This window comes from Pseudomonas sp. 2995-1, from assembly GCF_002742505.1.
Taxonomy (GTDB): domain Bacteria; phylum Pseudomonadota; class Gammaproteobacteria; order Pseudomonadales; family Pseudomonadaceae; genus Aquipseudomonas; species Aquipseudomonas sivasensis.
This window is the reverse complement of record NZ_LJSA01000204.1, coordinates 1-363: the sequence shown is the minus strand read 5'-3', so window position 1 is coordinate 363 and position 363 is coordinate 1. Positions and strand designations below refer to the sequence as shown.

Genomic DNA, 363 nt, shown 5'->3' with positions numbered 1-363 from the left:
CCACTAGTTTAACTGCATAGTTGTAATACAAGTATTGTCATTTTCAAATGTAGAAATTTCAGATTCTACATTTTTTCCATCAAATGAAATTTTCATATTATATGTTTTTTCACGTGGCAGCCATAAATCAATAAATCCATTAGGAAGAGAAGTTAATGTGTCATCCAAAATAACATTACCATCTTCATCTTCAATCAATACTTCAAACTCTTCATTCACCAATTCGCCCTGACAACCTGTCAGGTTATGATTAGCTCAGGGGTGGGTTTCATTAATATATGGTGCAATTGATACAAAAAATTCATCTTCTGGTAATTCATAAATCGTTTGCTTATTTTCAGAGTCAGTAACAATTAGTTGATG

Annotated in this window: 1 protein-coding gene; it reads right to left on the bottom strand. The window is 31.4% G+C overall.

Annotation, left to right across the window (positions count from 1 at the left end; all coding sequences use genetic code 11):
- Nucleotides 1-3: 3 nt before the first annotated feature.
- Nucleotides 4-363: CueP family metal-binding protein (locus AOA61_RS02495; protein ID WP_178075175.1), on the bottom strand; the 360-nt coding region annotated here is incomplete at its 5' end.